At 43.3% G+C, this 24,585-nt stretch carries 21 protein-coding genes and 2 pseudogenes; 12 read left to right on the top strand and 11 right to left on the bottom strand.

Annotated elements, in window-relative coordinates:
- Positions 1–18: 18 nt before the first annotated feature.
- A complete protein-coding gene (gene recN / locus LEP1GSC050_RS03010) occupies positions 19–1,725 on the bottom strand; it encodes a DNA repair protein RecN (RefSeq protein WP_010569581.1) in 1,707 nt (568 codons plus the stop codon).
- Positions 1,726–2,154: 429 nt separating this feature from the next.
- On the opposite strand from recN, the gene LEP1GSC050_RS03005 reads away from it, so the two are divergent.
- The 3 genes from LEP1GSC050_RS03005 to LEP1GSC050_RS02995 all read left to right on the top strand — a co-directional run bounded on the left by LEP1GSC050_RS03005 (position 2,155) and on the right by LEP1GSC050_RS02995 (position 4,287).
- Positions 2,155–2,859, top strand: a complete 705-nt coding sequence (locus LEP1GSC050_RS03005) for a hypothetical protein (protein WP_040910861.1) — start codon at positions 2,155–2,157, stop codon at positions 2,857–2,859.
- On the top strand, positions 2,843–3,613 hold the full coding sequence (locus tag LEP1GSC050_RS03000) for an SDR family NAD(P)-dependent oxidoreductase (RefSeq protein ID WP_010569579.1): 771 nt from the start codon (positions 2,843–2,845) through the stop codon (positions 3,611–3,613). Before LEP1GSC050_RS03005 ends, LEP1GSC050_RS03000 begins: the two co-directional genes overlap by 17 nt.
- A gap of 371 nt (positions 3,614–3,984) precedes the next feature.
- Positions 3,985–4,287 (top strand): ArsR/SmtB family transcription factor, encoded by a 303-nt coding sequence (locus tag LEP1GSC050_RS02995; protein ID WP_010419051.1) that lies wholly within the window; start codon positions 3,985–3,987, stop codon positions 4,285–4,287.
- 32 nt (positions 4,288–4,319) lie between these two features.
- Here the strand turns inward: LEP1GSC050_RS02995 and rfaD are convergent, their stop codons facing one another.
- Genes rfaD through LEP1GSC050_RS02980 form a run of 3 tightly spaced genes read right to left on the bottom strand, consistent with a single transcriptional unit; the run spans position 4,320 to position 8,222 of the window.
- Complete coding sequence (rfaD, locus tag LEP1GSC050_RS02990) at positions 4,320–5,288, bottom strand: ADP-glyceromanno-heptose 6-epimerase (protein ID WP_010569578.1); 969 nt, start codon at positions 5,286–5,288, stop codon at positions 4,320–4,322.
- A gap of 13 nt (positions 5,289–5,301) precedes the next feature.
- Positions 5,302–7,059, bottom strand: coding sequence for a UbiD family decarboxylase (locus LEP1GSC050_RS02985; RefSeq protein ID WP_010569577.1), 1,758 nt, complete (start codon positions 7,057–7,059; stop codon positions 5,302–5,304).
- Positions 7,056–8,222 (bottom strand): A/G-specific adenine glycosylase, encoded by a 1,167-nt coding sequence (locus LEP1GSC050_RS02980; RefSeq protein WP_020987054.1) that lies wholly within the window; start codon positions 8,220–8,222, stop codon positions 7,056–7,058. The genes LEP1GSC050_RS02985 and LEP1GSC050_RS02980 overlap by 4 nt, the downstream gene beginning before the upstream one ends.
- A gap of 164 nt (positions 8,223–8,386) precedes the next feature.
- Between LEP1GSC050_RS02980 and LEP1GSC050_RS02975 the strand changes: the two genes are divergently transcribed.
- The gene (locus LEP1GSC050_RS02975; RefSeq protein WP_010569575.1) at positions 8,387–10,099 is read left to right on the top strand and encodes a methyl-accepting chemotaxis protein; all 1,713 of its coding nucleotides are present in this window, start codon (positions 8,387–8,389) and stop codon (positions 10,097–10,099) included.
- A 31-nt stretch (positions 10,100–10,130) separates the two neighbouring features.
- Here LEP1GSC050_RS02975 and queG read toward each other — a convergent pair whose 3' ends face one another.
- On the bottom strand, positions 10,131–11,069 hold the full coding sequence (gene queG, locus LEP1GSC050_RS02970; protein WP_020986921.1) for a tRNA epoxyqueuosine(34) reductase QueG: 939 nt from the start codon (positions 11,067–11,069) through the stop codon (positions 10,131–10,133).
- A gap of 17 nt (positions 11,070–11,086) precedes the next feature.
- Here queG and LEP1GSC050_RS02965 point away from each other — a divergent pair, with 17 nt between their 5' ends.
- Positions 11,087–11,461 carry an LIC_11502 family protein gene (locus LEP1GSC050_RS02965; RefSeq protein WP_010569574.1) on the top strand — a complete coding sequence of 125 codons (375 nt, stop codon included), beginning with the start codon at positions 11,087–11,089 and terminating at the stop codon, positions 11,459–11,461.
- Between the two features lie 8 nt (positions 11,462–11,469).
- Here LEP1GSC050_RS02965 and LEP1GSC050_RS02960 read toward each other — a convergent pair whose 3' ends face one another.
- The 5 genes and pseudogenes from LEP1GSC050_RS02960 to LEP1GSC050_RS21275 form a co-directional block, all read right to left on the bottom strand.
- Positions 11,470–12,393 (bottom strand): DUF350 domain-containing protein, encoded by a 924-nt coding sequence (locus tag LEP1GSC050_RS02960; RefSeq protein WP_020986949.1) that lies wholly within the window; start codon positions 12,391–12,393, stop codon positions 11,470–11,472.
- A gap of 13 nt (positions 12,394–12,406) precedes the next feature.
- Positions 12,407–13,162, bottom strand: coding sequence for a type I methionyl aminopeptidase (map, locus tag LEP1GSC050_RS02955; RefSeq protein ID WP_010569572.1), 756 nt, complete (start codon positions 13,160–13,162; stop codon positions 12,407–12,409).
- A 6-nt stretch (positions 13,163–13,168) separates the two neighbouring features.
- Positions 13,169–13,402: a hypothetical protein gene (locus LEP1GSC050_RS02950; RefSeq protein WP_010419029.1), complete on the bottom strand. Its 234-nt coding sequence runs from the start codon at positions 13,400–13,402 to the stop codon at positions 13,169–13,171.
- Between the two features lie 234 nt (positions 13,403–13,636).
- Positions 13,637–14,662: pseudogene (locus LEP1GSC050_RS21280) on the bottom strand (SpiroCoCo family coiled-coil protein); the annotation flags it as partial.
- A gap of 1,221 nt (positions 14,663–15,883) precedes the next feature.
- Positions 15,884–17,218: pseudogene (locus LEP1GSC050_RS21275) on the bottom strand (SpiroCoCo family coiled-coil protein); the annotation flags it as partial.
- 63 nt (positions 17,219–17,281) lie between these two features.
- Between LEP1GSC050_RS21275 and LEP1GSC050_RS02940 the strand changes: the two are divergent.
- The 7 genes from LEP1GSC050_RS02940 (at position 17,282) to lmtA (ending at position 23,713) form a co-directional block, all read left to right on the top strand.
- Positions 17,282–18,067 carry a class I SAM-dependent DNA methyltransferase gene (locus LEP1GSC050_RS02940; RefSeq protein WP_020986969.1) on the top strand — a complete coding sequence of 262 codons (786 nt, stop codon included), beginning with the start codon at positions 17,282–17,284 and terminating at the stop codon, positions 18,065–18,067.
- 70 nt (positions 18,068–18,137) lie between these two features.
- Positions 18,138–18,440, top strand: coding sequence for an STAS domain-containing protein (locus LEP1GSC050_RS02935; RefSeq protein WP_010569569.1), 303 nt, complete (start codon positions 18,138–18,140; stop codon positions 18,438–18,440).
- Positions 18,441–18,491: 51 nt separating this feature from the next.
- Positions 18,492–19,406 carry an ABC transporter ATP-binding protein gene (locus LEP1GSC050_RS02930; RefSeq protein ID WP_010569568.1) on the top strand — a complete coding sequence of 305 codons (915 nt, stop codon included), beginning with the start codon at positions 18,492–18,494 and terminating at the stop codon, positions 19,404–19,406.
- Positions 19,403–20,161, top strand: coding sequence for an ABC transporter permease (locus LEP1GSC050_RS02925; RefSeq protein WP_010569567.1), 759 nt, complete (start codon positions 19,403–19,405; stop codon positions 20,159–20,161). The genes LEP1GSC050_RS02930 and LEP1GSC050_RS02925 overlap by 4 nt, the downstream gene beginning before the upstream one ends.
- Complete coding sequence (locus LEP1GSC050_RS02920) at positions 20,158–21,852, top strand: GldG family protein (RefSeq protein ID WP_010569566.1); 1,695 nt, start codon at positions 20,158–20,160, stop codon at positions 21,850–21,852. Before LEP1GSC050_RS02925 ends, LEP1GSC050_RS02920 begins: the two co-directional genes overlap by 4 nt.
- A complete protein-coding gene (locus LEP1GSC050_RS02915; RefSeq protein ID WP_010569565.1) occupies positions 21,849–22,874 on the top strand; it encodes a DUF4340 domain-containing protein in 1,026 nt (341 codons plus the stop codon). The genes LEP1GSC050_RS02920 and LEP1GSC050_RS02915 overlap by 4 nt, the downstream gene beginning before the upstream one ends.
- A gap of 80 nt (positions 22,875–22,954) precedes the next feature.
- On the top strand, positions 22,955–23,713 hold the full coding sequence (gene lmtA, locus LEP1GSC050_RS02910; RefSeq protein WP_010569564.1) for a lipid A Kdo2 1-phosphate O-methyltransferase: 759 nt from the start codon (positions 22,955–22,957) through the stop codon (positions 23,711–23,713).
- A 71-nt stretch (positions 23,714–23,784) separates the two neighbouring features.
- Here the strand turns inward: lmtA and LEP1GSC050_RS02905 are convergent, their stop codons facing one another.
- The gene (locus LEP1GSC050_RS02905; protein WP_010569563.1) at positions 23,785–24,507 is read right to left on the bottom strand and encodes an LIC_11490 family protein; all 723 of its coding nucleotides are present in this window, start codon (positions 24,505–24,507) and stop codon (positions 23,785–23,787) included.
- Positions 24,508–24,585: the final 78 nt, after the last annotated feature.

Here is a 24,585-nt window from a genome sequence, read left to right as displayed (position 1 = left end):
CATTGGAAGACTGTCTAATCATACCGCCTTCTTTTTCAGCAGCTCTTTCGCATGGTCAAGAGCACCCCGCGAAACATTCTGACCCGAGATCATTCTAGCAAGTTCCAAGGTTCTTTCTTCCATTCCTAAAAATTCAGTGTCGGATAGAGTTCTACCTTCTTTTACTTGCTTACTCACTTTGAGATGATGATCGGCTGCAGCGGCAATTTGTTGCAAGTGAGTAACAAGAAGAATCTGGTGAGTCTTTGCTAATATTCGTAATTTCTTTGCAACATCCATTGCAATCTCCCCGCCCAGACCTGAATCGATTTCATCCAACACCAAGACTTTTCCATCATGATTCGAGCCTAATACACTTTTAATAGCAAGCATCACTCTGGAAATTTCTCCCCCTGAAGCGATTTTACGTAGAGGCCGCGGCTTTTCTCCCGGATTCGGGCTGAAATAGAATTCCGCTTGGTCCAGTCCATACTCGTTGACTACGTAAGATTTCCCTTGGGCCTCAACCTCCCCTTCGGCACTGGATTCCCAACGTAATACTACCTGAATCCCTGCGCCGGGCATACCTAGGACATCCAATTCGGATTTAAGTCTAGTTTCGAAACGATTTAAAGATTCTCGCCTAGCTTTGGACAATTGCATACATAATTGCGCAAGTTTCTCCGTTGCCTTTTTCTTCTCTCGCTCAAGGGATTGTTTCGAATCCATATTCTGGGCTAACGCTTCGAGCTCGTTTTCCGCATTTTTTTTGGAAAGTAAAATTTCCTGAATACCAGCCCCATATTTCTTCTTCAACTTTTGTATCAGATCCAATCGACTCTGCACATGTGCCAATCTGTCTGGAGAAAAAAAGACTTCGTCCTTCTGGTCTTGCGCTGTCGTATTAATTTCACGGAGAGTAACGTACGCTTCCCGAATAGAAGATTCCAATTCTGAGTAATCCGAATGAATTGCTTTCATTTTTTCCGCAGCCATTAGAATACGAGGAAAAACGCTCAAAACTGAAGTTTCACTTTCCGATAGCAATCCGGCGATTATCTCTAAATTCTCGGATAGGCGCTCGCCATGAGAAAGAAGCTTCTCTTCCTTTACTAGATCTTCCTCTTCCCCCTCCTTTAAACCTGCTGCATGAATTTCGTCGATTTGGTATTGAAGAATTTCCTTTTTCCGATTCTTATCCCCGTAATTCGCCTCGATCTCATCTAAACGCTTACGCAGGCTCCGATATGTTAAAAAGGATTCTTTTACCTCGGACCGGAGAGGATATAAACCGGCATAAGTGTCTAAAATATCTATCTGCTGCGTTTTATCTAAAAGTAGAATCTGATCGTTTTGGTTATGAACCTCGGCGAGTAATTCGCCTAGTCCACGTAAAACTTGAGCGGAGGATAAGGTGTGATTGATTTGAATTTTGGATTTTCCGTCTCTTGCAAACTCCTTTCGCAGAATAAGCTCCTTTCCTTCGAAAGGGATCCCCTTTTCCTGTAGCCAATCCTTAGCTGGCAAATTTGCGCTAATATCCCAAACCGCTTCCAAGATATATTTGTCGGCTCCAGTTCGAATATCAATCGCACTGCTTTTTCCGCCTAACAAAGACGAAACTGCATCTAATAATAGCGACTTTCCGGAACCTGTTTCCCCGGTAATTGCAGTTAGCCCGGTTCTAAATTCAATTTGGGCCGATTCAAGTAAGGCGAAATCCCGGACCAATAACATCTGAAGCATATCAATATCCTACTCAATTAATTGCTATATATTAGTATATCAATAGACTTTTGACAACTATTTTTTTGTATAGTATTCTTAAAAAATCTTCACTCTGTAACCTAAAAAAGACTAAAATTAATGAAAAGAACCTATAACGGGGAATATGAATCCTCCGATTTTCCCTAAAATCCGAAAGTATTCCGAATTTATAAGGTGAAGAATTTTCAAAACGATGGAATTCGACTAAGTTTCGACTAATTTAACCTTTTTTGCAAAAATCGAATATAAGACAAAAATCAATTTCGATCGCGAAAACACTGTCGATTTACTTTAGAATAAATTACCTTTTTGTAAGAATTCCAATGGTTGAATAGTTCGGATTTTTGATTGCATGAATCCGGGAAATCGAAAGACTGGACCTCGATCCTCACACCTCGAAGGACGAGCATGGCAAAAAGCTTTAAACATTTAGACGCCCAGCTCACTGATTATATCAAAGGCCGTTCCCGAATTTCCGTTCAATCCTCCCGAATGAATTCTAAACTAGAAAAGTACGTTTTACGTATTCTTACGGAAGTTTTGGAGAAAGTCGGACAATCTAGATATATCGAAATGCTTTATACGATCACTAAGGAAATGGCAATCAATGGGGTCAAAGCAAACCAAAAGCGGATCTTTTTCGAGGATCAAGGCCTGGATATTCGAAATCCCGAACATTATGACCAAGCCCTTTCTCAATTTAAGGAAAATTTTTCCGAAAAAATGGCTGACGAGTTTGGAAAACGATGCCTGGCACGCGGAGTTTATGTAAAAATCAATGTAGTTTATAGTTCCGATGGTTTGGTCGTCGAAGTAGCGAACAATACCCCCGTTATCGATATCGAAGAAGTTCGTATGCGGGAGAAAATGAAAAAGGCGATGGAATATAACGATATCGCCGAATTCTATATGGATAATATGGACAATACGGAAGGAGCGGGACTTGGAATCGCTTTGATTATGATTTTATTAAAAAGCGAAAATATAGACCCGAATCTTTTCCGAATCCAAACGCAAGCTTCGGAAACGGTCGCTCGCGTTGAAATTCCTTTTACAGATAAATACGTAACAATAAGAAGCAAGGAAATCAACCAAGTTGGAAATAACAGGTAAAACCGCAGTAATTACCGGTTCGGCCGGAGGCTTAGGCAAAGCGATGGCCGAACATTTTGCGAAACTAGGTGCAAACATCGTTCTTTCCGATATCTCGGAAGAAAAATTGTCCGAAGCGTTAAAGGATATAGAAGGGATAGGCGTCAAAGCGATCGCAGTGAGAACGGACGTTTCCAAGGAGGCCGATGCAGAGGCTCTCATGGAAAAGGCAGTTTCAAAATTCGGAAGTTTGGATATTGCAGTGTTGAATGCAGGAATTCTACGAGACGGATTGCTTGTAAAAACCGATAAACAAACAGGCAAAGTCGCGTCCAAACTTTCCTTATCCAATTGGCAATCCGTAATAGACGTCAATTTAACTGGAGTTTTTTTAACGGGAAGAGAAGCTGCAGTGCAGATGATCAATACCGGGTCTAAAGGAATCATCATTCCGATCGCTTCTGTTGCCATGCATGGAAATCCAGGCCAGACGAACTACTCTGCTGCGAAAGCCGGAGTAGCCGCCATGACGAAACTTTGGGCAAAAGAGTTAAGTCGCTACGGGATTCGAGTAGCAGGGATTGCTCCCGGCTTTATCGCCACTGAGATGGTCATGAAGGATATGAATCCGGAAGCATTAAAAAAATGGGAAACTCAAATTCCGATCGGGAGACTGGGTTATCCGAGTGAAATAGCCGAGACGGCTGCTTTTATCGCAACGAACGAACTCGTAGACGGAGTAGTACTTGAAATTTCAGGCGGAGTGAAAATTTAAGTTTCCACCTAACCGATTCCGAGCGGATGAAATTCACTAAGTCCGCTCGTTTTGTTCCTACAACAATCTCCATCTTAAAATTTCTCTCTTAATTCTTCAGAATATACTAATTTTATACCTTAATACATATTCCCAGTCATCCTCTCTTGAAACCTAAATCAAAAGACCTGCAGAATTACATAATATTCGAATTTTTCTAAGTCGTACATTCAAATAGAATATTAATGTAATCTTTTACCTTTATAATTTCATAAAAATATCATAATTTACACAATTAGACATAACGATAAAAAACCGTTAATTAAAGCGTAAATCCTTGAAAAAATGGGACTCTCCTATATTATGGATTCAAACTCTATTGAAGGAAAAAAATGGCAGCCCAAAAGTTAGAAATCAAGAAAGCCCACCTGGACTCGACCATCCGCGGATTAAAAGCAGTAGCTCACCCAGACAGATTAAAAATTCTACTGTATTTATCTAAAAAAGAACACAGCGTTGGTGAGTTAGTCGACGCGTTAGGAATTAGTCAATCTGCTGCTTCCCAACATTTAAGTAAGATGAAGGAAGCTGGATATCTTGGCAGCAAGAAAGTATCCAATCAAGTTTTCTATTCCATTAAAGATCAGAAATTCAAAAGCTTCGCAAAGTCTTTACTTCAAATTTTCTCGAAGTAAAAACCCACCCTATAGGGGGCCATCCGGCCCCCTTAATCTAATTGGGTTTGCAGAAGTTTTACATAATCTGCAATCGCAGTTTTAAGATCTGTAAAACCCTCGGCGTAACCGGTAGAAAGTAATTTTTCCGTGGAAGCTTTAGTATAATATTGGTATTTTGCGCGAAGACTCTCCGGCATTTCCACGAATTCAATCTGACTCTTCCGATCTAAAGCGCCAAACAGTCCGTTCGCTAAATCCAGCCAGGTTTCTGCCACACCTCTTCCTACATTGAAAAGGCCGAAATGATTTCCTGAAAATAGATGGATTGCGATTTTAGCCGCGTCTTTCACGTATAAAAAATCGCGCTTCTGCTCTCCGTCCTTATATTCAGGCTTATACGATTTAAATAGTCGGATCTTTCCTTCCGAAAGAATTTGTTCATATCCTTTCAAAACGACGGATCTCATATCACCTTTATGCGCCTCTCCAAAACCGAAAACATTAAAGAATTTTACGCCTGTAATCTTTGAGAGATAACCTTTCTTTTGAGCGTATAAATCGAACATGTGCTTGGAATAACCGTACATATTCAGCGGACGCAAATCTGCTATCGGAGCCTTATCGTCGTATCCGTAAGTCCCGTCTCCGTAAGTGGCCGCCGAAGACGCGTAAAGAAAACGAAGATGCTTGTCCAAACAAGCTTCCGCTAGCACTTTCGTATATTCGAAATTATTTTTGATCAGATAAGATGCGTCCGATTCCGTCGTGGACGAACAGGCTCCCATATGTAAAACATGAGTGTAACCCTTCGGTAATTGTCCAGAAATCACTCTAGATAGAAAGTCTTCTTTCTCAAGATAGTCGGTATAGCATAGGTCGCGCAAATTTTTCCATTTGGATAAGATTCCTAAGTGATCCACGATTAAAATATCTTCCACGCCTCTCTCATTCAGAAGACGCACAAGATTGCTTCCGATCAAACCCGCTCCGCCGGTAATAATAACTCGAATCTTAGACATAGGTTCCATTCGATCAAAGCGAATTTAAAAGTCTACCAAATCTATCTTCAACCCGTTTGGCTATCTTAGGATCCGGTTCAAGAACGGCAGGATACCAATCTTTAAGACGAGCGTCGATGACCACCGGAGAGGAAAAAGATAGATGATTTCTTCGAACTTGAAAATTTCCATAGATGTCCGCCGCCGGTTCAAATCGAGTAAATACATTCCAAATGAAATCGTGATCCGACACAGTCGCTCCTTCCGAATCATCCACTAAAAATACGAATGTAAATCCCTGAATTGCGGATTCCTTGAGCAGTAGTTCCGCGAGCTCATCTCCGCGTTTGTAAGGACTCCCCGATACGACAAGTGCGCCCGGGCAATAGACCTTGGGTTTTTTAAATTTGGAATTTTTGAAGGAGACTTCGATTTTAGACTTTAACTTTCGAAGTTTATTTCCCACTCCCAAGAAAACCGCCTTACTCCCTTCGTTCACCTTAGGCCCGGTATAATCCAACGTATCCTGCGCGATATTCGAGAAAATATGCAGGTCGGTCTCCGGATCGAACCTCTCGAGAATCGTCGAAAATACTTTCTTGAAATCCTTAAGTTCGACTTCCTGATCCGTTACCATAAGTACCTTCGTAAGTGAGAGTTGCCCTTCGCCTAATATGCGCAAGGCGCCCATAAATGCTTCTTTCCTATATCTCTCCTTCACGATCGCTGCGGCAAGGGAATGAACGCCTGATTCTTCGTATGCCCAGACTCCTTTTACTTGCGGCATAACTAAAGGAAACAAAGGAGATAATAAATCCTGTAAGTATTCCGCAATCCAATGATCTTCCTGCGGGGGGCGTCCGACTACAGTAGCGGGCCATACCGCATCTTTTCTACGAAAGATACGATCCACTTCGAATACGGGATAATCGTGTTTAAGGGCGTAGTAACCGTAATGATCGCCGAACGGTCCTTCGGGTTTTCTGATTTTCGGAGGAATTTTTCCGATTAGGGCGAAATCGGCGTCTGCAACGATGGGCAACGGACTTAATTCCGGTTTTCTGGAAATTCTCAGTCTCTCTCCCAATAACAACGAAGCCAAAAGAAATTCGCTAATTTCTTCAGGAAGAGGAGCTACTGCGGCAATCGTAAGGGCCGGGGGACCTCCTACATAAATGTGGGCAGGTAAGGCTTGATCTTTCTTCTCGGCTTCATGATAGTGAAATCCTCCCCCTCGATGAATTTGTATATGCATTCCGGTTTGTTTCGGTCCGTGAAACTGGATTCGATACATCCCTAAATTCCCCTTTCCAGTCGAAGGACTCTCCGTATAAACCAAGGGCAGTGTTATAAATCGTCCGGCATCCTTTGGCCAGGATTTGATTGCTGGAAGAGCATCCAAGCTATCTTCCTCACTTTCCAGAACAGCGGGAAAAGAAATTTTACGCAGGCCGATTTTAAGAGCCGCCCATGCCAAGGATCTGACTTCCCAGACTTTTCCGAAAGTAGGCGGCAGGAGATGTTTTGCAGAATGCGCGATCCTTTGTACGAAACGTTCCGGATCTTCACCGAAGGCAATATGAATTCTTTTTTTAGATCCGTATAAATTCGTAGCCACGGGAATTTTCGATCCGATTACATTCCGAAAAAGTAATGCAGGTCCGCGCTTAGCCACGACTCTTCGTTGCAATTCGGCAAGCTCTAAGATCGGATCGATCGGATCCGTGATTTCCAATAATTCCTTATGTCTGGAAAGCTCCCGAAGAAAATCGCCTGTTGATCTAATATTCATATGCGCTGGCTGCCTTTTGCTTTCTTTGCTACTGTCGGAATTCCGGGTAAAACCGGCTCTTTCGGAGAAACCGCCGATTTAATTTTTCCGGCGATCGAGGAAGGACACTCGGTCTCCAAATCATCCCACTCGCACCATTTATAGTCCACTTCAACGTGCTTCTTTCGAATCGAATCCACTAGATCGCGAGACTGTTTAGCGGAAATCGACGCTTCCCAAATAGAACCTACAATTTTATGATGAGTGATCGTATGCCTAAACTTCGTTCCGGTATCATGAAAGGTAAGATCAAGTTCAGTAACCGGATCGACAGCGTAGGGAGATTTTCCGTCCCAAGTAAACGGCAGAGTGAAAATAGTCTTAAAAAATCTTCTTTTAGAATATCTAAGCAAAAGAATTCCGGCCGGTGCGCGGACAATTAGGAATCGAATGCCCAACGCAATTTCTTTACTTTTCTTTTCAGCGATTGGAATTTCCTGCTGAACCCCTTCTCGGTAAGCCTCGCATTCTTTTTGCAACGGGCATTCTCCACAAAGAGGAGTCGTCGGCAGGCAAATTCTCGCCCCCAATTCCATCACGGATTCATTATGATCTCCGGCATAATCCCTATCCAGAAATTGATCCGCTAGTTCCTGTAAAATCGAGGCCGATTTTGAGGGACTTCCTCTGAATAAAAAAAGTCGAGAGAGAACTCTCTTTGCATTTCCGTCCAAAACTGCCAAAGGAATATTATAAGAAATGGAAAGAATAGCGCTTGCAGTATACTGACCCACTCCCGGTAAGGAAAGCGCCCCTTCGAGGGTCCGAGGGAAGATTCCGGAAAATTCCGAAACTAATTTTCGAACTCCTTTATGCAGATTCTTCGCCCTTGAGTAATATCCTAATCCCTTCCAGTACCGTAGGACCTCCTCTTCTTCCGCTTCCGCCAAATCGCTCGGTTTGGGAAATCGTTGCAAAAAAGATTCGTAAAGCGGAATCATCGTAGTAACTCTGGTTTGCTGAAGCATTACTTCGCTTACCCAAGTCGAATACGGCGTTCGGTTCTGTCGAAACGGAAGATCGCGTTTTTCCCGTAAAAACCAACCGCGTAATTTAGTCCGAGTCGATTTAAGAAAATTTTCGTCGAATTTGTTTTGAGAATTGCGGGAACCGGAAACCACCATCGCTTCTTTCCATTCCATAATTTTGCAGGGTCAGGGGAAAGGAGTTTTCGCGCTTTCGCAAATTGATTTTATTTGGAAGAATTCTCGCATTAAGCGGGCGTTCGCGAGCAAATCCGAACAAACAAATTAAGTTACCAACTCAACTGAGGAGAATAATACGTTAAATGTTTGCAAATATCAGTATAGCCAATCGATTACGCGGGTCCTTTTTCTTAATCGTTCTAATTTTGCTAATAATTGCAAGCGTAGGAATCGTTTCTATGGATCTCGTTTTCGACGCCGTCAATGGCCCGATGCGCGAAGCTATTCTTAAAAAAGATTTATCCTCGAAGCTACTCAGAAGTACGATCGAAATGGAATTTCAACAAGCAAAGGCTTTCAAACTTGACAGAGCGGATGAGATTTCCGGAAACTCCGGCGAGTTTCTAAAAGAATTCAGGGAAAAAACCGAACGCGATATTCGAATTTTAGAGCCGCTTATAAAAAGACCAAAAGGCATTAAATTGCTCAAGGAATTTAAGGAAGAACGGGAACGCTATTTAATTGTTCTAGAAAAAATTTTGGTCCTACAAAAATCAAAAGCCGGCCCAACCGAAGTCACCTCGTTCTTTCACGCTGAGGTGGAGCCCACCCAAAAAAAACTCACATATCTACTGGATGAAATTTATGCCTTTCAAGCGGAAATATTGGAATTGGAAACGAAAGAGCTGCAAAGAATTCAGAAATTCAGTTTCTGGTCGGATCTGATCCTTTCCGCCTTTGCCCTTATCGGCGCGTTAGGACTATCTTGGGTTATTATTCGAAGCATAACCTTGCCATTAAACCATGCCTTATCCGCCTCGGAAACGGTCGCCTCCGGAAATTTAAACATAATCTTAGATACGAATCGAAAAGATGAAACGGGAAAACTGCTGTCTTCGATGGATATTATGGTAGGCAACTTGAAATCGCTGATTACCGTAGTAAGAGATACTTCGCAAAGCACGAAAGAAAGTTCTTTCGAAATCGAAGCTCAAGTTGATAGCGTAAATAATACGTCTCAACAGATAGCGGCAGGTTCGGAAGAATCTTCCGCTTCCTTAGAGGAGCTATCCTCTTCTTTTCAAAATGTAGCCACCGCCGTCGAACGAGAAGCTAATCTTGCCGGGCAAATCGATGCAAGGTCCCGAAATTTCGTAAAGCAATTGCGCGAAGTGGAAATGTCTTTATCCAATTTGGTAAAAACGTCTCAGGCAGCCGAAACGTCCGCCGAAAAAGGGAGAACAACGGTTTTAAAAGCGACCAAAGCCATGGAGGATATTCGCGGAATTTCGCAGCAAATACAAGGTATCGTCGATATAATTACTGAAATTTCAGAACAAACTAATTTACTTTCTTTGAATGCATCTATCGAAGCCGCACGAGCGGGAGAAGCCGGAAAAGGATTTGCGGTCGTAGCGTCGGAAATATCTAAGTTATCGACGAGGACGAATGAAAGTGTCAAAGGCATCCAGGATTTGATTTCAAGCACAGACGGAATCGTGGAGCAAGGAACTAAAAACGTAGACGACGTGATACTTTCCATCGAATCCGTATCCGGCGATATTCGGAGCATTCATGCGGCTTCGGAATCGGTAATTATTGCGCTGGGTGAACAGCTTCGCTCAGCGGAGGATATTTCGGCAACGATTCGCGAGGTTTCGGAACTATCGTTTGAAGTTGCCGACGCTACTAAGGAACAAAAAGCAGCCGTTGCGGAAATCAGCCAATCCATGCAAAATTCCACTGCTGAAGCTCAAAGATTAGCCTCCATCTCGCAGAAATTAGCGAGCCAAGCCCAGGGCTTAAAAGCAAGGACCGAACAATTAGATTCTAATTTATCCCGCTTTCAGATTTAAACGTAGAGTTTCCTAGAAAAACATCCATCATCTATTCCGAATTCACGGTGATAAGGTTTCTGCGAAATTGGGCGTAAGAGATCCGATTGACGGCGGCGTCCGAAAACTGCCGCTGAAATTCCTCGTCGGTAAGCGTTAGCATAGCCGAACCGTCGGTTTTAAAAAAATCGCGAACTTTAAATTCTTCGATTTCAGTTTCTGTCCCTCTTCTCTTGGCTTTTACTCGGTTCCAAGGGCATACTTCTTGGCAGATATCGCAACCGTACACCCACCCGTGTAATCCTTCGACGGTGGGGGAACGATCTTCGATTGTTTTGTACGAAATACATTTACGCGCGTCTATTTGATACGCCGAAAGTGCACCGGTTGGACAAGCTCGAATGCACTCGTCGCAGGTTCCGCATCGATCCTTAGCGGTAAGGGAGGCAATTCGAAGAGGGAGATCGGTGAAAATTACCGTCAAAAAAAAATAGGAACCAATCTCTTCGTTTAATAAATTAGTATTTTTTCCTATCCAACCTAGACCGGCCTCTCTGGCTAAAATTTTTTCAGGTACGGGCAAAGAATCCACCCCCTGCCTAAAAACATTATTCGGAAACCGATCCCTGAGAATTGTCAGTACGTCTCGAGCCGATTTTTTTAACACCGCATGATAATCTGCGCCGGTAGCGTATCGGGAAAAACGAAACGGAAGCTTGGACGCGATCTCTTCGTACTCGGGATCCGAATATAGCGCCCCTAAAACAAAGACGGTTTCGGGATGAAATCCTAGACCTTCCAATTCCAATCTGAGTTTCATATTACGAGGATACCAGTCCATATTACCGTGTCTGCCTTCCCGAACCCATTCTAGAATGTTTCTCTTATCACTTTCCGGTACAACGGCCCTTGCGGCTCCGAATAATTGAAAACCGTTTTTGTGAACGAGCGATTCTAATTCGGACAGAAGTTCTTTACTTTCCATGAACATAGTTTTATAAAAACAATATGGATACGGGAGAAAACGAATTAGATCTTCCTCTCTCCGTTTTAAGCGGTGGAATTCCAATACAGGATCTTCTCATCGCAGCAAAGGAAGCTGGAATTCCCTCGCAAATGAACGATAATTCTCTTTTGAACCGTTGTTTACTGGCCGGACTAGTCGGTGCTTTGAAAGGATTCTCAGAGAGAGAACTTTCTCCCTTTCTTCCGACGCATAAGACCATTTTTCCCGAAATCAAAAAGGAACTTACCGAAATTTTTTCTACCCTTGTAATAAACGAATCGGACGAGCCAAGCTGGCTACGGGAGTCCTTCGAATACGGGACGAAAAAAGTTTATCATCTCGAATGGAAATTGTATTCCTCCAAAGAATTATTTTAGCTTAATTCTTAAACGGCAAAGAAGATAATCGCGGAAAAAGAAACTAGTACGACCGCTTCCAATAATCCCGCCCCGAAATTTTGATCCTCGGCAATCTCATGCTTTAAGGTTGATCCGGATAAGATCACCCTTCCCGCAAAAAAATGAAGAACCGGTATAATCAAAAACGCAAAGCCTAGATCCAATAGAAGAAGAATACCTGTATGCATAATTGAATCGAATTCCCGAAATAAGGCTCTTGTTAAAAGAATTCCTATCGCAAGTAGTGCTCCGGCAAACGCAATTCCTGCAGCTAAGTTTTGTTTAGATTCCAGCTCGTCCTTTAGCTTATACGGAATCCAGAGTTGATAGTAAAACGTAAAAAGAATCATCCCTAATTGGCCGATCAAAAAGAAAATAACCGATAATATGGCTCCGATTAAGGTCCGCTCCCAAATTGGGGAAATTGACAACCCCAATCCTTCCGGAAAAACTTTCGATCCGATGTCTCCGTTTAAAGCTGCAGCGATAAAAAAGGAACTAGCGATCGTTCCTCCGAACAAAACCGTCCCTACGGCTAAATTTTTATTTTCGTAAACTTCTTCTTGAGCATCGATTCCACGCAGGATGAACGCGTCGTTTAACCATTGAGACACTAAGAGTAAGACTACACCTAAAAGTGAATATGCCGAAACTTGAATTACGTCGCCTACAAGGCCGGTTCCGTCGCCTGGATGGGAGACAATCGTGATGAATAAAACGATGATTCCCAGATAATATCCCGAGAGACTTAAAGCCAGGGCGCCATTATCCGAACGGACAAGTTCTTCGTCCAATTTTCTAGGTTCTAACCAATCTTTGACTTTTTTACCGATATAAAAGACAAGGAAGCCGAGTAAAAAGAAGACTAAGTCCTTTCCTACTAAGGAAAGATATTTCCAGACAAAATCCATGCCCTCCAAGATACTACGGGAGGGTCAAAATTTCATAGCCTTTTTCGGTGACAAGAATGGTATGCTCGAACTGAGCGGACCATTTTCCGTCTTTTGTCGTGACCGTCCAACCGTCTTTCTTAGAAAAAATAACTTCCCAAGTACCCAGATTTACCATGGGTTCGATAGTAAAAGTCATTCCCGGTTCGAGTTTAGTCAATTTACGGTTAGATCTGAAATGAGGTACCTGAGGTTCTTCATGAAATCCTCGGCCTATCCCATGCCCCATAAGATCTCTTACGATTCCATAACCCTTTGGTGTCAGATAATCATCGATCGCATTCGCAATATCGTTAATGCGATTACCCGGTTTGACCTGCTCGATTCCCATCCACATCGCCTTTTCCGCATCCTGAACTAAAAGTTCCACTTCAGGACTGCTTTTTCCGCCGACGATAAACGTTCGAGACGAATCCCCATGATATCCATCCACAATCGGAGTAACGTCGATATTAACGATATCTCCCGACTTTAAAACGTCGGTTGCCTTCGGAATCCCGTGACAGACAACCTCGTTGATGGATGTGCAGACCGATTTCGGAAATCCCTTGTATCCCAAGGGAGCCGACTTGCCTCCGTTCTTTTTAGTGAACTCTTCGCAAAGATCATTGAGTTCTAATGTACTAACTCCGGGCTTGACATACCCGGAAATATAGTCCAGAAGTCTGGCGGCTAGTTTTCCTGCCGCCCTCATTTTCTCGATTTCGGTCTTGTTCTTGATGTAGATCAAGAAAGCTTAGAAGTCGGTGGGTCGAACCGTCGTACGTTTGTTCGCCTCGGTCCGTTTCAGAGCATCGTCGATCAGAGCGTAAAGCTTCTCATTCAAACCGTCGACAGCATCACCGGAGGTCATAAAACCTTTCGATTTGATATAGGCTTTCACCTTGCTTGCGACGATGAGGGTATCCTTTTCAGCGCTTTGAGCCATGGAATTCTTCCTCTTAACTGTAGTTTTCTTTTTTTGTACCATATCAACGTGCTTTGAGAGCTTTCTCCTTTCTCATCCGGACTTTCCGGAACGTATCGGTTATACTTAGATACGTTTCCAAAAGCCTTCAAAAAAGGAACTACTTTCGCTAAAGCCCCTTGATTATTTAAAGTTACCTTTATTTAAAAAAGGAGTCCTCCTTTGATTGTAAACGCATAATATGATACAAGTAGAAACGAGACATATTGGTCCGGAAGACTAGGGTCAAGAACAAAATCATCCCCTTTTTGCCGCCTCGCTCTGAATTATGGTTTGTACTAACGAAGTTTCCAGGCCGAGCTTTTCGGCGATGGTCTCCGGAGCCCAATGAAAATTGTGAAATAAATTCAAGACCGTGGCTTTTTTCCTATTCACCATCGGATTCTGCTCCGAGGATTTTCCACTTTTGCCCGGGAGCGGCTTTTGAGCCGTTGTTTGTACTACATCTAAGAATGATGATAATTTTTCGAATGTGTCGTCAGCTTCGGCAAGAAGACTTTCTAACTCGTCTTTAACCGAGCTTGCACCCTCACGAAGATCCTCGACCCGTTGTAGCAATGTGCTAGTTTGTTTATGGCGCTCAGATAGCTCTGCCATAAGATCTTCGATCTTGTCGAACTTCGCTTCGACCGAAAGAATTTCTTCTTTTCTCCCCGCCAAAAATTCCAATCGTTCGTCGGTCTTACGCAGCGTGTTAGCGACTTCTTTCTCTCTAGCTTCCATAACGGAAATTTCTTTTTCCAGTTCGCGAATTCTCTGAGCCGCCTTAGAGGAAGAATCTTTCTGGTCTTTGGCTTCGTCCGTAAGGCTATGCAATTCTTCCCGAACCTCGTCCAAATGTCCCAATCTGCCTTCCAGATCCACGAATTTCGACTCCATTTCAGAAGCACGATTCCCGGCCTCTTCAAGCTTTTGAATCGTATCTTCCCAATGAGCAGATTCCAGAAGCATTTTAGAAAATTCCTCTTTTAGACTCTCCGCTTTTCCGGCAACATCCAAAATTTCACTTTCCCGCTCTTCCGCTTTCTCCAGACGTCTCTCCAACTCTTCTTGGTATTGTTTGAGTCTATGAAGATTTTTATCTAGCTCAAGGGATAAGGATTCGGAATGATTCGCTTCTTCTACAGCGGCCTTCATCCGTTCTACGAACTCCTCGGACCGGTCGATCATTTCTTTTACATCTAAGAATAATACCGACTTAGATTCGGCTTCCTGCATCTTATCGGAAATTTCTTGAACCGAGCTTCGAAGAGCCTCCGCTTCCGTTTCGAGTTCGCTGAAAAGGGAATTTTTGGCTTCCTGAATTTCGCGAAGATCCGTTTTTAATTCTATCTGCAACCTGCGGTATTCTTCCTGCGCCGCTAAGAATTCTTCCTTCCCGGATCGCAAGAATTCTTCAGAGGACGATTCCGTCTCTCGCAGCAAATTGCGAACCTGGCTTTGGAAGCCTTTCATCTGCTCTTCGCTTTCCCGTTTACCGGCTTTCAAGGCCTCTTCTAAATTCCGTTTTACGTCCTGTAAATGTTTAGAGATCCTTTCTTCGAGTTGACCTAACTGAACATGACCCTTATCCAGAAGAGCGGATAATTGCTTATTGATTTTTGCGTCTATGGTTCCGTTCAGCCGACCTATCTTTTCTTCCTGTCTTTCGAAGAATTCTTCGGCAGATTCGCGTAGCCTTTCCAAAACGGACGTTGCTTCTTCGGCGGCATGATCGAGTTCCACTTCGGTCGAAGTCCGAATTCTTTCGGCTTGGGCCTCCATTAACTTTTCATTCTTCTTGATTAGATTCTCGAATTTCTCTCCGATTTCGGAATAATCTTCTTTTAAAGAAGAAACAAGGCTTTGTCCTTCCGTTTTAATTTCTCTGAATCTTTGAGTAAGCTCTTCGCGAACGTCTTCCCCTTCCTTACGGAAATTGGTTTTATATTTAGAAACGAATTCTTCGATCTTATCTTTCTGGGACGCATAGACCGTTCCGAATTCTTCCAGAAGTTCGGCGCCGCGAAGATGAATCTGACCTAGTCTTTCTTCCAAACCTTGGATGGCTTCTTGGGTATGGCTTTTGAGAGAAACGACCTCTTCTTCCCAGGAACGACCGAAATGTTCCAATCTCCGATCCATTTTGCGGAATTCTTCGTCGATAGTTCCGTTCAATTGGGAAATTTTTTCCTCGGCCTCTCCTAAAATATCCCCAGCGCTACTTTCCATAGCGGAACGAATATCCTTCACATATGCATCCATTTCCCGCATGCGAGTGGAGACCTGAATGTCGAAGGATTTCAAATTTTCCCGAATTTGATCCCATTCCAAACGGAATCTTTCGGAATGTGAAGCGTGCAAGGCATGAACTTCATCCTCTAAAATTACTCGAATTTCTTCTATTTTGGAACGGGATTTTTTTTCTTCTTCGTTTCTAACGACTTCCAGGGTGGAATGGAATTCCTGTGCGGAAGCGAATACTTTCTTACGAAGATCTTCCGATTCCTCTCTTAGAGAACCCAACTCTTCCTCTAACGAATCGCGCACGTCTTCGATACGTGCGCGCGCTTTCTTTTCCTCGTCCCCGCGGGCAGTTTCCAAAGAGGAATGAAACTCTTTTAGACCGAAAAGGATTTCTTTCCTTAAGTCGTCCGCCTCGCTTCTAAGGGAGGAACTGATTCGATTGAATTCGTCTTCGAAAGAATCGATTTGACGCATAAGATCGGATTTACGCGAATCTGCCTGCTTTAATAACTTATTCTCCGCTTCCAGATATTTCTCTTGGAAGATATTAATAGAATCGTTAATTCCTTCCGCCTGACGACGAGTTTCATTCAAAATTTCATCGCGTCGAGTTAGAGTTTCTAGACTCATGCCTTCGATTTCCCTACGAATCGCGTCGATTTCGATCTTAACTCCGTTAAGGTAGGCTTCTTTAGAATGTATGACTTGCTCTAAAATTTGATCGAATTTTTGCCTAAGAACGGACTCGGATTTTGCAAAAAGATCTTCCAGCTTCCTTGCGGCAAGCTCTCCCTTTTCGTCCACTCTCGAATCCATTCGATCGATTTTTTCGGTTACCGTTAAAAAAGCGGTCTGGATTCGATCCGTTTGCGCATCCAAATCCTCTTCTTTCGCTTTCATGGAATCCAAAAGATTCGAAACTTCTTCCCGAGCCAATTCAACTTTACCGACGGTATCACCCATGATAGCTTTAGTTTGGGCTTCTAATTTCTGGCGATAAGATTCGCTTAACGAATCTAAGCCGATTTCGACTCGATCGGCCTTAGCTTCCAATAATCCTTCCAATTCCACGATTTTAGAGGCTAGGGATTGTAGTATGTCATCGGAACGTAAATTGATTTTTTCCTGAAATGCACCCAGTAGCGATTCTGCTTCGGAGCGAAGTTCCTGAATTCTGATCGTGACTCCGTTTAAATCTTTTTTGCCGCTTTCTAAACGATTCAGACCGTCCTGGATGGATTCGGATTCTTTTCGAATATCTCCGGAAAGATGAACGACTTCCTTTAGATCCAAAGTTACTGCATTTAAAAATTCCCTGTTGGAACGAATGGTTTCCAATAATTGGCGAGACTCGTCGTTTAAAGTGCGAACTTCTTCGGCTAGCTTGCGAGTTTGTTTAAGAGAAATCTCCAATTCTATGCCCGAATCTTTAACGGACTGGATTTTCTCCATTGCGATTTCTTGCAATTCGTCCTGAAGCTTTCCGGTATAACGTTTGATTTGGCTTAGCTTATAATTCGACTTGTCCATCCTACGGAGTAGGATAGTTATGCCAACGCTAGCCAAAAAGGGAAAAAGGAGTTCTAGGCCCATAGTTTTTTAGAGCTTCCGGGTAAAGCTTCGAAAAAGCGCTTCCTGAGAATTATGTCGCATCAAATGGATAGAAATACTGTTAACCAAGCTAAAAGATCAAGAATTATTTCTCATATCCCGCAAAAAAAGCCTTATACTGCTTTTTCAGGCGTTTATGATCGCGTTATGAGGGGGGCCGCATATAGACTTTGGGCTCAAGTCGCTTTATCTGCCTACTCTACCGCAACCGGAAATTCAGTTCCATCGAAAATCCTAGATTTAGGATGTGGAACCTGTGCGCTCTGGAAGCTACTCCCTTCTAGATCGGAAATTTGGGGGATCGATGCCTCCCGAGAAATGCTTTCCGTGGCCGAAAAACGACGAATTCCCGGCAATCGAGTGCAAGCAAATTTACTTTCTCTTCCTCCTTTGCCGGCTCCCTTTGATTTGATCCTTTCAGTACATGACACGTTTAATTATTTCCTGGACGAAGGGCAATTGCGCAAAATTTTTCGGGAAATTTCCGGTCTTTTAGGAAAAGCCGGAATCTTTTTCTTCGATGTGAGTACGGAGAGGAACTTCGAAAAAAATTTCGATGGCGCGATCTTAGAAGAAACGCATGACGGCATTCATCTCATTTGGGAAAACGAGTATTCTAAGAAAGACATGATTCTGACCACAAGGCTAAAATTTCAGGAAAAAGGAACGGAAATCGAAGAAGTGCACCTTCATAAAGCGTATCCGACCGATGTATGGAGATTTTTGCTGGAGTCTTCAGGATTGGAAATTTTAAAAATCGGCTCAGATTACAGCTCTTGGAAAATCTCTCCCAAGGCCGAGTATCTAAATTTCGTATGCAGAACCGCTTAAATGTAATTTCTTTTGAAATTCTTGTAGAATCTTTAGGATTTCCCAGTCTATTTTAACAAACGACTCAATTATGGCAAAACTAGAACTCCAGGGAAAGCAGGGCACGGTTCGGTTCGATAACCAGCTTTTGGACGGGTATGAAAAAGTTTTTGATGAAATCTCGGAACATGCTTCGCGTGCTCAATTTCAGAGTCTGATCTTGGATTTAACTTCCACAAGAAAGATTACCTCCAGTGGAGTTGCAAAACTTCTTACTTTGAAGAATCTCATGGATCATTTCGGAGTTAAGCTGGAAGTTGTGAACCTTCATCCGCCCCTACTCGACGTCCTCAAGAAATTCAAAGTCGACTTAATGTTAAAGATCCGTTCCTAAGCCTTAGGAAAAACGGTTGCGAGCGATAGGACTTAAGCAGACCGTACTAGAATGGGTTCCCTCCAGGCGAATCGACTCACAAAATCTTTTTCCAATCGGCCGGCCCTTTTCGAGATAGGTTTTTCCGTCCCAAAGGGACGAATAACCGGTCTCCTAGGTCCGAATGGAGCGGGAAAAACCACCACGATGCGCCTACTTACCGGATTCCTGGAACCGGATGCAGGAACCGTCTCTTATGGAGACATTTCCTTACATGAAAATCCGATCCAAGTAAAACGAAACCTTGGATACTTACCGGAATGGGCCCCCATCTATCCGGATTTAACGTCTCAAGAATATCTGGAATTTATCGGAAGAGCAAGAGGCTTACAAGGTGGAATTCTACAGCATCGAATTCGTGAAATGAGAGAGTTATGCGATTTGGGGGATTATTTTTTTTCGGAGATAGGAACCCTTTCGAAGGGATTCAAGCAACGAGTTGCATTGGCAGGCACGCTAATCCACGATCCTGAATATATAATCCTGGATGAACCGAGTTCGGGTTTAGATCCGATACAAATCAATCAAATACGATCAATCATTCGGTCTTTTGGACGGGAAAAAGTCCTCATACTTTCCACTCACATACTTCAAGAAGTGGAGGAGATTTGCGATCACGTTTTAATTCTCCACAAAGGGCGACTCATAGCGGATATGAGCGTGAAAGAGATCAATCGAGGCGATTCGATTTTACTCGTCGCTAAAACGGATTTAGAAACTTTAGAGCGATGCTTTAAAAACACGGATATCGAGATTCTGGAGTCGAAAGATTCCGGAAATGCTAAGGAATTTCATCTTCGATCGGATACGAATTCTCCCGAGTTTCTATTCGAGAAAATTCGCTCAGCGAGCTTCCCTGTTTTAGAATTTCGTCCGGTTCGTCGATCTCTCGAATCAGTCTTTCAGGAATTCACTGCGATTCCATGAGTTATTCTTCTCGAATTTTCGAATTCTATACCAATGTAAAAACTGTCTTTTCAAAGGAATGGATCGGATATTTAAACACTCCGATCGGATATATCTTTGCGGTTCTCTTTCTATTGCTCTCTTCTTTTTTATTTTTCTTCGGATTAGGGGAAGACTCGTTCTGGGATCGAAACGTCGCAAGCATGGAGCAATTTTTTCTTTGGATTCCGCTCCTATATATCGTATTCGTTCCCGCAATCACGATGCGACTTTGGTCCGAGGAAGAAAGAACGGGAACTACGGAAATATTATTCACTCTTCCATTAAGAGAATATGAAATCGTGCTCGCAAAATTTATAGCAGCTTGGTTTTTCCTAGGCACAGTTCTTTTAACGACCGTTTCAATTCCATTTACTATTTGGGCCTTAGGCGACTTAGACATCGGAGCCACGCTTGCGGGATATTTAGGTTGTTATTTATTAGGAAGTTGTTATATATCCGTAGGCCTATTGATTTCGGCTCTTACGAAAGATCAGATTAGCGCTTACTTGCTAACTATGTTAGTCTGCTTGTTTTTCTTTTTACTCGGATATCAACCTGTTCTGCGCTTTTTAGGAGGAGCCTCGGCTTCCTTCGCCTCCTTTATCTCTTTATCCAGACATTTCGAGCCGTTTCGATTGGGAATTTTAGACGGGAAGGAGATCTTTTATACCGTCAGCTTCACGGTCACTGCATTAGTCGCCAACGTAATCGTCCTCTTAGGAAAAAGAAGATGAAGGATTTGCTGAAACCGTTCTTGGAAATTTCCAAACGTCGATGGTTTGTCCTTGCGAACCTTTTTCTCTTTTTTCTTTTGATGAATGGAATCGTTTCTTCGGGCAATTGCCGCAAGGATCTTTCAAGATCCCAGCGATTCGAACTTACCGTAAGTACCCGAAAGCTGCTGCAGAATTTGGAATCAATTTTATACATCGACGCGTTCTATTCCTCCAAGGTACCGGGAGAATACAAAGCGAGATTGGATCTGACAAAGGAAATCCTAAGCGAGATCGCCTCTGTCGGCGGCAAAAAAGTCGTGCTCCGTTTTTTTGATCCGGACTCATCCCAGGAAGATGCTCTGAAGGCTTCCGAATCGGGAATCGAGCCTCAAATTCTACAAAAGTCCGACCGCAACTCCGCTTCGGTCAAGCAAGCGTATTTGGGACTCACGCTCACTCTCGGTTCCGAAACCGAAATTCTACCTGTCGCATTTTTCGCCGAGCAAATCGAGTACCAAGTCCTATCCGGAATTCGAAAGATACAGAGGAAGGATCAAGATAGCGGATTAGTGCTTCTAAAAACGCACGGAAGCTTGAGTCCCCAAAATCCCGGTCCGGGCTCGGGTAAAGATACTGTAGGTGTTTTTGTGCACCAGGTCTTAGAAACCGAAATCGGAGTGATTCCAGAATTGAATTTGGAATCTGACGAAATTCCCGAAGGAACTAGCGTCCTTCTTTGGATCGGATCAGGCTCATTGTCGCAAATGGAACGATATAGGATCGATCAGTTCCTAGTAAACGGTGGAAGCTTGATCCTTCTTTCAAAAACCATGGACTTCCGAATGGAATCCTCCGGTAATAGAATGGGAATTTTAACGGGAGAAGCTGGGGCAGGAATGGCTCAAACGGATCCCTTTGCCCACGATTTGAATTCATTTTTAGAACATTATGGAATTCGAATTCTCTCGAATATCGTCTTAGATCCGGATAATTCCTTGCCGATGGGGGCGCTTATCGAAGTCGAGCCCGGCGTTCTAGGTAGATATCCCTATCCCGCCTGGATCGTAGCCAGCCATAAGAATAACACCTTGAATGACGATAGCCCGTTTACCAAGGAACAGGAAAATTTACTTCTGCCTTGGAGTTCCAGTATTGAACTGATTCCGGGAAAGCAGAAGAATGCACTTGGAGTTCCTTTGATTTTTAGCGGCTCCGATGCGGAAATTCGATCGGACAGAGTCATGCTGGGGGAAAAGCAACTTCAGCAAACTCCGATTCGACCTAACGGAGGCCCCTTTGTGCTCGGCGCAATCGTTGAAGGTCCTCTCGAATCCTATTTTGCGGATAAACCTCTCCCGAAAGGAGTCGGAAAAAACGGGTACCTTTCCCGATCCCCGAAAGATAAGTTCGGAAGAATTCTAGTATTAGCCACACCGTATCTTGTTTCGGATATCCTAGCCTTTCCGGATTACAGAGAGATATTCCGAGATACGAATATTCCATTTATTTTAAATGCTATCGATATACTAAGTGGAGACACCGATTTATTGGCAGCAAGGAGCAAACAATCCCTGATTCTCAAAATGAATCCGGTTTCTCCTAAGATGGAAATTTTCGCAAGTTTAATAAACGTATTGGGAATTCCCTTGTTCGTGAGTCTCTATGCATTCTTGCATCTTCGTCGAAGAAGAAGGAACAGGCAGCGATGAGGTGGCCAAAATTATTTCGTAACTCTCAGGAATATATCCGATCGAACTCGGGCATCGCTCTTTTCCTAACCAACTTATTTTTAGCCTTAATCCTTTTGCTAGTACAGGACCCTTGGGAAGCCTTTAAAGATACCTATACGCACGCGGATCCGTTCTTTCCTGTAAAAGAATCGGATATTTCAAAAGTCGTAGTGGGAAGAAAGGGTGAAGCAGTCGTTCTGAACCGCACAATCGATTCCTGGGAAGTCTCGCTCCCGAACGGCAAGGAAGGCCAAGGAGATATCGAGAGGATAGAAACCTTCCTAAAAGGGATTCTTGCATTACGAAAATATACGCTTCTATCTCAGGGAAATGCTCCCCGATCTTTTGCCCCTGAGTTCGGACTAGACGGAGACGAGCCTAGCCTGGAGGTATTCGACGCTTCCGGGTCTAGTCTAGGAATTCTTTATTTAGGTTCGTTAGCAACCCGCCATGCCGGCATGCATGTGCTCGAACCGCAATCCGGGAAAATTTGGCTAGTACGGGAAAATCTGAAACTATTATCAGGTAATAGTAAACCGGATTACTTCTTTTCCAGAAGTTTGTTTTCGAAAGCTTTGTCCGAAGCTCCGATTCAGTCGATTCGCTTAACATTTTTGGGGAACTCCGAAAAGAATTTTTCCTTAGTCAATTCGGCGGGGGAATGGAATTTATCCACTACTGAATTCTCCAAACCCGCCTCGACGGAAGAAGTAAATCGCTTTGCCGAAACCCTCCTCCGATTGAAAGCGGATGAAATTCTGTTCGAAAATAAAGAGGAAATCGTTCCCGTACGAAGCGAAGAAAACTTTCAAGTTCAACTTCAATCCACGTCCGAAACGGAGCTACTTTCCCCTATCGGTAAAACAAAGCAAGGAAGCTGGGTATTCCAGCGTAAAGGCCTGAACTATAAGTTGATTCTAGATCCTTGGACCCTCGAACCTATTTTACGAAAAGATTTGGCGGACTTTACTTCCAATAAGGGAACACATTCTTTTCAGTGACGACGTCCGGGAATCATTGATTGACAGCTACCGCGTACCTAGGTTTCCTTCCAAAAAACCTCCGGTACGAAGGAAACTGCATGGCTCTGATCGAAGAACTAGATAAACAAGGGATTTTCCTATTTCGCTGGAGATCCTACATTCCCGGCTTTATCCTACTCTTGAGTTTGTACGCTCTAAAAGACTATCAATTTTTAAACGGATCCTACGAGACCAATTTATACTACGCTGCAGCCTGCTTTTTCGTAAGCTTACTCGGTTTATTCGTTCGTTGCTTCGTGATAGGATATGCGCCGGCACGCACCTCAGGCCGAAATACGAAAGAGCAGATCGCAGATATGGTAAATCGGGAAGGAATCTATTCATTGGTTCGTCACCCGTTGTATTTGGGGAACTTCCTACTATACATAGGACCTATACTTTACTTGCGGGATCTTCCCTTACTTCTGGTATTCGCTCTTTTTTTCGGGTTCTATTACGAAAGAATTATGTTCACGGAGGAAAAATTTCTCCGGGAGAAATTCGGCCGCGAATATCTCGACTGGGCGGACAACGTTCCCGCTTTCGTTCCGAAATTGAAGGGCTACGTAAAACCCCAACTCTCTTTTTCCATTAAGAATGTCTTAAAAAGAGAGTACCCTAGTCTTTTTGGAATCGTCGTTATTTTTGTTTTATTCGATTTTTGTGCGAGCTTCCTGAATAATTTCGGCTCATGGACTGCGCCATGGGAAGTCATTACCGAACCGCAAATTTGGGTTTTTGGAATCGGAGCCGGATTTTATATTATCACTAGGTTAATCGTAAAAACGACTCGCTGGCTGCAAGTCGAAGGGAGATAGATAATTGCTTTTTGCCCTGCAAATCTTACTAGATAAGAATTGCAGGGATGATTCTCGGCGAATATCGGTACTTACATTTTCGAAGTATGTTCCAAGTAGTTTTTAAAACGTTCGGTTTCTTTCGTCAAAAAAATCGGAGTAGGAAATTCTCGCTTCGCAGGTAAAAGAGCGAAGCCCTCATCGTAAAAGATTACTTTTTCCACCTCATCCAGTTTATAACTGAACTCGGAATTTAACGCGTGAAATGCAAAGCCGCCCGGAATTTCTCGAACTCTTCCTTTACCGATTCTTCTAAATCCTTTAAGTTGTTCGGGCCTAATTTTTTGCTTCAATCCTTCGTAAGGCAATTTTCCGGAAAGATCTAGGAACAAAATCCCTTCCATAGACCACTCTTCCTCGCGAGACTCTATGCCAATTTCCACTGTTTCCTCCGGAGGTTGCTCTCTTTGTCGTAACGATTCCTCGCGAGGAATCGGTTCCGTCTTAATTTCTTCTTCCCAAACTTCTTCTTCCGGAATCATATTTGATTCTTCTCTTCGTTCGGACGCGTGTGTAACAGGACGAATCTTTCGCTCTTCTGCAAATACTCTATCTAGATGGGAAGATGATTCGGTTCGAACCGGCTTCTTTGCGGAGGTCACCGCCTCGGTGACAATTTTTCTGTCCCTGGGAATCGGATTCGGCATCCTTGCAGAACCGGACGGAACCGTGCGATTCTTAAAACCTGGCTGGAAGGATACATAAATGAAACAAAGAAGTCCGACCAGAACGAGTGCGAGTGCAATATAAAGCATCAGTATATGTATCTACCATCCGATCGCCTTTCTGAAGCGTTTTTCGTCGGTTTTTCTCCTTTACAGATTCTACCCGCC

It is taken from the genome of Leptospira broomii serovar Hurstbridge str. 5399, assembly GCF_000243715.2.
Classification (GTDB): Bacteria; Spirochaetota; Leptospiria; order Leptospirales; family Leptospiraceae; genus Leptospira_B; species Leptospira_B broomii.
The sequence above is the reverse complement of the archived record's forward strand: the minus strand, read 5'-3'. Positions and strand labels throughout refer to the sequence as shown.

Coding starts and splice junctions, on each gene's coding strand:
- LEP1GSC050_RS02960 (WP_020986949.1), bottom strand. CDS start 12,393: ATGGATTTTGTCTGGAAATATCTTTCCTTAGTAGGAAAGGACTTAGTC.
- LEP1GSC050_RS02920 (WP_010569566.1), top strand. CDS start 20,158: ATGAAGGATTTGCTGAAACCGTTCTTGGAAATTTCCAAACGTCGATGG.
- LEP1GSC050_RS02940 (WP_020986969.1), top strand. CDS start 17,282: ATGGATAGAAATACTGTTAACCAAGCTAAAAGATCAAGAATTATTTCT.
- recN (WP_010569581.1), bottom strand. CDS start 1,725: ATGCTTCAGATGTTATTGGTCCGGGATTTCGCCTTACTTGAATCGGCC.
- LEP1GSC050_RS02995 (WP_010419051.1), top strand. CDS start 3,985: ATGGCAGCCCAAAAGTTAGAAATCAAGAAAGCCCACCTGGACTCGACC.
- lmtA (WP_010569564.1), top strand. CDS start 22,955: ATGGCTCTGATCGAAGAACTAGATAAACAAGGGATTTTCCTATTTCGC.
- LEP1GSC050_RS02985 (WP_010569577.1), bottom strand. CDS start 7,059: ATGAATATTAGATCAACAGGCGATTTTCTTCGGGAGCTTTCCAGACAT.
- queG (WP_020986921.1), bottom strand. CDS start 11,069: ATGTTCATGGAAAGTAAAGAACTTCTGTCCGAATTAGAATCGCTCGTT.
- LEP1GSC050_RS02915 (WP_010569565.1), top strand. CDS start 21,849: ATGAGGTGGCCAAAATTATTTCGTAACTCTCAGGAATATATCCGATCG.
- LEP1GSC050_RS02905 (WP_010569563.1), bottom strand. CDS start 24,507: ATGCTTTATATTGCACTCGCACTCGTTCTGGTCGGACTTCTTTGTTTC.
- LEP1GSC050_RS02935 (WP_010569569.1), top strand. CDS start 18,138: ATGGCAAAACTAGAACTCCAGGGAAAGCAGGGCACGGTTCGGTTCGAT.
- rfaD (WP_010569578.1), bottom strand. CDS start 5,288: ATGTCTAAGATTCGAGTTATTATTACCGGCGGAGCGGGTTTGATCGGA.
- LEP1GSC050_RS02965 (WP_010569574.1), top strand. CDS start 11,087: ATGGATACGGGAGAAAACGAATTAGATCTTCCTCTCTCCGTTTTAAGC.
- LEP1GSC050_RS02980 (WP_020987054.1), bottom strand. CDS start 8,222: ATGGTGGTTTCCGGTTCCCGCAATTCTCAAAACAAATTCGACGAAAAT.
- LEP1GSC050_RS02950 (WP_010419029.1), bottom strand. CDS start 13,402: ATGGTACAAAAAAAGAAAACTACAGTTAAGAGGAAGAATTCCATGGCT.
- LEP1GSC050_RS02975 (WP_010569575.1), top strand. CDS start 8,387: ATGTTTGCAAATATCAGTATAGCCAATCGATTACGCGGGTCCTTTTTC.
- LEP1GSC050_RS02930 (WP_010569568.1), top strand. CDS start 18,492: ATGGGTTCCCTCCAGGCGAATCGACTCACAAAATCTTTTTCCAATCGG.
- LEP1GSC050_RS02925 (WP_010569567.1), top strand. CDS start 19,403: ATGAGTTATTCTTCTCGAATTTTCGAATTCTATACCAATGTAAAAACT.
- LEP1GSC050_RS03005 (WP_040910861.1), top strand. CDS start 2,155: ATGGCAAAAAGCTTTAAACATTTAGACGCCCAGCTCACTGATTATATC.